This window comes from Mycobacterium sp. E2497, from assembly GCF_001668695.1.
Lineage (GTDB): Bacteria > Actinomycetota > Actinomycetes > Mycobacteriales > Mycobacteriaceae > Mycobacterium.
Genome location: NZ_LZKD01000053.1, coordinates 1 through 6,096, shown reverse-complemented (window position 1 = coordinate 6,096; position 6,096 = coordinate 1). Strand labels below are relative to the sequence as shown.

5 protein-coding genes are annotated in these 6,096 nt (G+C 65.4%); 2 read left to right on the top strand and 3 right to left on the bottom strand.

Annotated elements, in window-relative coordinates; genetic code table 11:
* Together A5713_RS04465 and A5713_RS04460 are read right to left on the bottom strand one after the other, a co-directional pair.
* The coding region (locus A5713_RS04465) for a condensation domain-containing protein (protein ID WP_231980250.1) at window positions 1-1,450 on the bottom strand (1,450 nt) is incomplete at its 3' end.
* A 52-nt stretch (window positions 1,451-1,502) separates the two neighbouring features.
* Window positions 1,503-1,724 (bottom strand): MbtH family protein, encoded by a 222-nt coding sequence (locus A5713_RS04460; RefSeq protein WP_067916546.1) that lies wholly within the window; start codon window positions 1,722-1,724, stop codon window positions 1,503-1,505.
* Between the two features lie 1,069 nt (window positions 1,725-2,793).
* On the opposite strand from A5713_RS04460, the gene A5713_RS04455 reads away from it, so the two are divergent.
* Together A5713_RS04455 and A5713_RS04450 are read left to right on the top strand one after the other, a co-directional pair.
* Entirely contained in the window at window positions 2,794-3,585 is a 792-nt protein-coding gene (locus tag A5713_RS04455; RefSeq protein ID WP_067916547.1) for a GAP family protein, read from the top strand.
* A 92-nt stretch (window positions 3,586-3,677) separates the two neighbouring features.
* Entirely contained in the window at window positions 3,678-5,234 is a 1,557-nt protein-coding gene (locus tag A5713_RS04450) for a succinic semialdehyde dehydrogenase (protein WP_068092946.1), read from the top strand.
* Between the two features lie 69 nt (window positions 5,235-5,303).
* On the opposite strand, the gene A5713_RS27290 is transcribed toward A5713_RS04450, so the two are convergent.
* On the bottom strand, window positions 5,304-6,096 hold a 793-nt coding region (locus A5713_RS27290; RefSeq protein WP_231980249.1), incomplete at its 5' end, for a sensor domain-containing protein.

Sequence of the window (6,096 nt, the reverse complement as noted above, 5' to 3'; positions counted from 1 at the left end):
CGCCCTCGCACACCAACGCCACCGCCCCCGGCGCACGCGCCACCTGCGCGGCGAACAACGAAGGCACCGACACCGGCAAAGCCGCCCGCCCCGCCAAAACCGCCGTATTACCAAGCCCTTCCAGACGCGCGCGCTCTGCATCGCCGACCAGATCCACCGACGACAACACCCGCGACAAATCACCCGCCATCGCCACCAACACCCGCTGCAGACGTCCCGCCAAATCCGAGACGTCGAAGTTCGAGAACGGTTGCCCGACACCGACGGTGCTCAGGAATTGCTGGTCCCCGAAGCCGAGGAAGAACAGTCCGAAGTGACCGACCGGGCCGAAGGTGGTGTATGTGGCGGTCGCCGGGACACCGGCGAGGCTGAGGGTGAGTCTGGCCGGAACGAAGTTGACGACGACCCGGTTGGACGCCTGCGGGGCGCCACGGAACCCGCCGTCGCCGCCAAGCATGTGGACTGGAAATCGCTGATGCTGCAGCGCTTCTCGCGAGCGGGTGTCGACCTGCTGGAGGAAGTCGGCGACTGTCCCGTGCGGCGACGCGTTCAAAACGAGCGGCACGACGCCGGCGAGCATGCCGGGGTGGGTCTTCGATTCGGGATCCGTCCGGCGGCTGACCGGGAAGTCGAGCACCACCTCGTCGGAATTGTCGGTACGGAACCCGCGCACCAACAGCGCGCACGCGGCGGTGAGCACCGACGACCGGCGGATGCCCAGCGCTTTGGACAACTGTTTGATCAGGGCGACCACCGACGAGTCCAATTGGACCGGCGGGGAGGGTGCGTAGGGATCGCGCTCGCCGCCGGTTTGGGTCAACCGATAGTCGGGCTCGCTTGCCGAAGGAAGGTGTTGGGCCCAATAGGTCTGGTCCTCGGCGTAATCGGCGGAAGCCGCATACTCCGCCTCGCTGTCGACAAGGTCACGCAACGAACCGAAGAAGGCCGGCGATATCGCGGCGCCGGTGGCGAGTGCGGAATAGACGGCCGCAATCCGGCGGCCGAGTAGCGCGATGCCCAACCCGTCGATGGCGATGTGATGGCAGCAGGTGAACCAGTAGTACTCATCGGGCGCCGTCTGGAAGAGGTAGAAGTTGATCATCGGGCCGGTGAGCGGGATCGGCGTCCGTTGGATGGCCGACGCCCTCTTCCGGACCTCGCGCTCGGGATCGGGCGAACCGCTCACGTCGTAGAAGGCCAGTTCGATATCGGGGTCCTCGATCGCGGTCTGGAAGACTTCGCCGTCTACCTCGAAGAAGCACGCCCGGATGCTTTCGGCCTCGCCCACCACGTGACGCATCGCCTGCTCGAACAACGCGCGGTCAACCGCGCCCTCGATCCGCACCAACACCCCGAGCTGCCACGCCACATCGAAGTGACCCGTTTGCTGCGCGAGCCAGATGTCCAGCTGCGCCCGCGTCAGCGGCAATGCACGGTCACTGCGTTCCACAAATTCCCCCCGAAAGCTTTTCCGACTCCTTCATACCTAGACTGTCTACGCATCACAAACCAGGAGCGGACAGCCTGTCACGCAGGCTTTTCGGACGGATGTCCGGCCAATTCTGTTCGATGTAGTCGAGGCAGGCGGCCCGGTCGGCCTCTCCGTACACCACCCGCCAGCCGGCCGGGACATCCGTGAAGACCGGCCAAAGGCTGTGCTGTTCCTCATTATTGACCAGGACGAAAAATTTGCCACTGTCGTCATCAAAGGGATTGCTCTGCAACGGACGACCTCCTCTGCCAAGGTGAAAATTGCATGACGGTCCCGCGCGCAGCACAAAACTATGTGCCGCGCTTCAGGATTGGCCGTTACTTTCGACCAGTGTGCCGATCTGCCCGCGGGCACGAAGCCGGTGCCGGTGGGCTTGATTGCGGAAATCCCCGTCGTGATGTGACTGGCTGCAGTTCGGGCCCCAGTTCTTCCCCGGCCCGAATCGCAATACCGTCCGCAACATCAACAGTAACCCCAAAATCGCGGAAGCTTCTCCGCGGGGGCTTTCCGTCGGTGCTACAGCGGACCACTAACATGCTGGCATTACGACTTTGGACGTCGCGCTCCACGGCTCGCCGGTTACCCGCCGGCACCCGCCGTCAAACCTATGAATTTCGTTCTTGCATAAGAGATTCGCACCCCCGGTTTGTTCGACGCGTGTCGCGTCATCCAGCAAGAACAAAACTTTGTCCCCGCCAGCTTCGTCATCATCGGACACGGAGAGGTGGCCGCGCGATTCCGGCGCCCTCCGAACGCAATGGCCGCGGTTTGCTGTCATGCCGTGGACACATCGCCGGAACGACCGCACACCTTTTGCGGTCACGTTCCGGTTCACCCCAGGGCAGCAAGCTTTCAGCCGCGACATGGCGGGAGGAAGGCCCGACATTCGTGCATCGTAATTCCTGATCGCGACAAGCGGGCGCGGTTTGTCGGCCTTGCCCGAAAGCCACGATGCTTTGACGGGCGTAACCACAACGGGAGCTTGCTACAGCAGAGGCCTGTGGCGGCTGCGCACGATGCCAGCCGGCGCAGCGCTTAGCTGCAGACGGGCGGACAGGCGCAGCCGCACCGGCATTCTTGTGATTGATCTCACGACGGTTGCTGCGGTGGCGTTCACGCGCGTATAGCGGGGCGTTCATCTGCTTACCGAGCCGAGAGTCTTTCGCGAACCGCATTGCGCGAGTGCGAAGTTCGGTGTCGCCGAGCCAACCCGGCAGCCCACAGTTTTGCATTCATGATCCCGGGCGCAATTGGCTGGTGCCGGTGTTTAGGCACCCCGGGGCGCGGGTAGAGCTGCGCCAATGTGGGGGTCAGTGCTGGGGCTGGGAATTCTGGCGGCGCTCAATCCGGTGCGCCTGGGCCTCGCCCTCCTGATGATCTCCCGGCCGCGCCCCGGACCGAACCTGCTCGCCTACTGGGTCGGTGGCCTGACCGTGTGTGTGCCCGAGCTGCTCGCCCCGCTGATGCTGCTGAACTTCACCTCCGCGTTCGGCACATTCCGGCACGGCTCGGGCGGTCCGGCCGCGAGCTCCACCCTCCCCCACATCCAAATCGGGCTGGGCGTGCTCGGGTTGTCGATCGCCGCGCTGATGGCGGTGCGCTTCTCGACGCGTCGGCGCGCGCAGGCGCACGCATCGAGCGACGGGAACCCGACGCCGACGCCGGCTCCGGGGGCGCCGATCGCCGTTCCACGATTCCTCAGCCGCGCACAGGACCTTTCCCCCGAGGACCGTTCCGGAATCCGGCGCCTGCTCCACCGCGCCCACCGCGCGTGGGAGAAGGGGTCGTTGTGGATCGCGTGGGTCATCGGGCTGGCATCGGTTCCGGTCGACGGGGTGCTCTTCATCCTCGCCATCATCGTGGCGTCGAGGGCTGCGGTCGCCACGCAGGTCAGCGCCTCGATCGCGTTCGTCCTGCTGATGTATTCCGTCGTCGAGATGATCTTGGTGGGCTATGTGGCCGCACCGGCCCGAACCCACGCGGTATTGCGGCAGCTGCACGACTGGGTGCGGGCGTACCACCGGCAGATCCTGGTGACCGTCTTCACGGTGGTCGGGGTGACCCAGTTGGCCCAGGGCATGCACATCCTCTGAGCCATCCGCCGGGCTGAGCGTTCTGGTCCGCCCGACACCGCACGGCATAGCCTGGTGTTCTGACCGCCCGTGCTTCTGCGAGAGGAAGCGACATGCCTGCACCGTCAGTCGAAGTCTTCGACCGTTTGCGTCAGCTGGCCGCGATCAAAGACGTCACCGCCCGCGAGACCAAGACGATCGACGAGGTCTTCACCGGCAGACCGCTGGCCACGATACCCATCGGCACGGCCGAAGACGTCGCGGCGGCGTTCGCCGAGGCGCGCGCGGCCCAGGTCGAGTGGGCGAAGCGGCCGGTGACCGAGCGGATCGAGGTGATCGGCCGCTATCGCGACCTCGTCGTGGACAACCGCGAGTTCCTGATGGACCTCCTGCAAGCCGAGGCGGGCAAGGCCCGATGGGCCGCGCAGGAGGAAATCGTCGACCTGATGGCGAACGCGAATTACTACGCGCGCGTGGCGGCGGACCTGCTGAAGCCTCGCACGGTGCAGTCGCTGCTGCCGGGGATCGGCAAGACCACGGTCGGTTACCAGCCCAAGGGCGTGGTCGGGGTGATTTCACCGTGGAACTACCCGATGACGCTGACGGCGTCCGACTCCGTGCCGGCGCTGCTGGCCGGCAACGCGGTGGTGCTCAAGCCGGACAGCCAGACGCCGTACTGCGCGCTGGCGTGTGCCGAGCTGTTGTACCGGGCCGGTCTGCCGCGGGCGCTGTACGCGATCGTGCCCGGACCGGGCTCGGTGGTCGGCACCGCCATCATCGACAACTGCGACTACTTGATGTTCACCGGCTCGACCGCCACGGGTAGACAGCTCGCGGAGCATTGCGGCCGCCGGCTGATCGGTTTCTCGGCCGAACTCGGCGGCAAGAACGCGATGATCGTCACGCGGGGCGCCAACCTGGACAAGGCCGCCAAGGCCGCCACCCGCGCGTGCTTCTCCAACGCGGGCCAGCTGTGTATCTCCATCGAGCGGATCTACGTCGACAAGGACATCGCCGACGAGTTCATCGGCAAGTTCGGTGCCGCGGTGCGGAATATGAAGCTGGGCACCGCCTATGACTTCACCGTCGAGATGGGCAGCCTGATCTCCGCGGGCCAGCTGGACACGGTCACCGACCACGTCGACGACGCGAAAGCCAAGGGCGCCACGGTGATTGCGGGCGGCAAGGCGCGACCCGACATCGGGCCGCTGTTCTATGAGCCCACGGTGCTGACCGACGTCACGCCGGAGATGGAGTGCGCGGCCAACGAGACGTTCGGGCCGGTCGTCTCGATCTACCCCGTCGCCGGCGTGGAGGAAGCCGTCGAGAAGGCCAACGACATCGAGTACGGGCTCAACGCCAGCGTGTGGGCCGGCTCCTCCGCGGAGGGCGAGCAGATCGCCGCGCGGTTGCGGTCGGGGACCGTGAACGTCAACGAGGGCTACGCGTTCGCGTGGGGCAGCCTGAGCGCGCCGATGGGCGGGATGGGCCAGTCCGGCGTCGGTCGCCGGCACGGGCCCGAGGGTCTGCTGAAGTACACCGAGTCACAGACGATCGCGACGGCCCGCGTATTCAATCTCGATCCGCCCCTTGGTATTCCGGCGACCCTCTGGCAGAAGTCGCTACTGCCCATCGTGCGCACGGTGATGAAACTGCCCGGGCGGAACTGACGACGGGACCTGCGCAACCCTAAGACTTCAGCCCAAACACCTGCACGACTCCTCGAGACCCTGCCGGGTCTATCCGGGTACCTTCTCCGAGATCTTGTCCACGATTGTGGTCGCGGCCGGGGCGCCATTGCCGTACTGGCACACCTGCACATATACGACCACGTTGTTCTTCGCCCGGGCCTCGTTGGAGCAGATCCAGCCGACGACCCTGCCGTCCTGCAGTTGTGTCGCCGTCCAACGCGCATCGGTGCCGGTGGCGTCAGACTTTTGATATCGCCATTGCGCTTGTCCGTCTTTCCGGTGGAGCACTGCATTGTCACAGGAATTCACGGCCTTGATAAACGCGGTGTCGAGCAATTGGGTCGCTGCTTTCGAGTCGGGGACCGTCGCAACAGCCTGATAGACCGCATGCTCGAAAGTGTCCGTGTCGTTGTCCCTGTATTGATTGCTCCGCCATGCGGTGTAAACCACACCCACCGTATCGGCGGCCGGGCCCATCAGCGCGGCGCATTCGGGATTACCCTCGTCGACTGCGATGGGCGGTTGAGGCCTGGTCGCGCCCGGCGGAGGCTTAGATGCCCAGTTGAGTTTCGCCCCGACGATATCGCTAACCACGTCCGGCGCCAAGATCAGCTCGTCGATGCGATTCAGTGCCAGGGTGGGGGCAACTGTGGTCGTCCCCTTGGGCGGCGCCGGCGTTGTGCTGTGGCCGCCACCCTGCCCGCCGCCACACCCCACCGCTAACGCCACGACACCCGCCCCGAGCACCGAAACAATGAAACGACTCCTCATTTCGTCTCCTCGCAGAAGGGGCGAAGTCGGTAACTGCTTGATCGAAGCCGTATGAGCAGCGCTGGCGGGG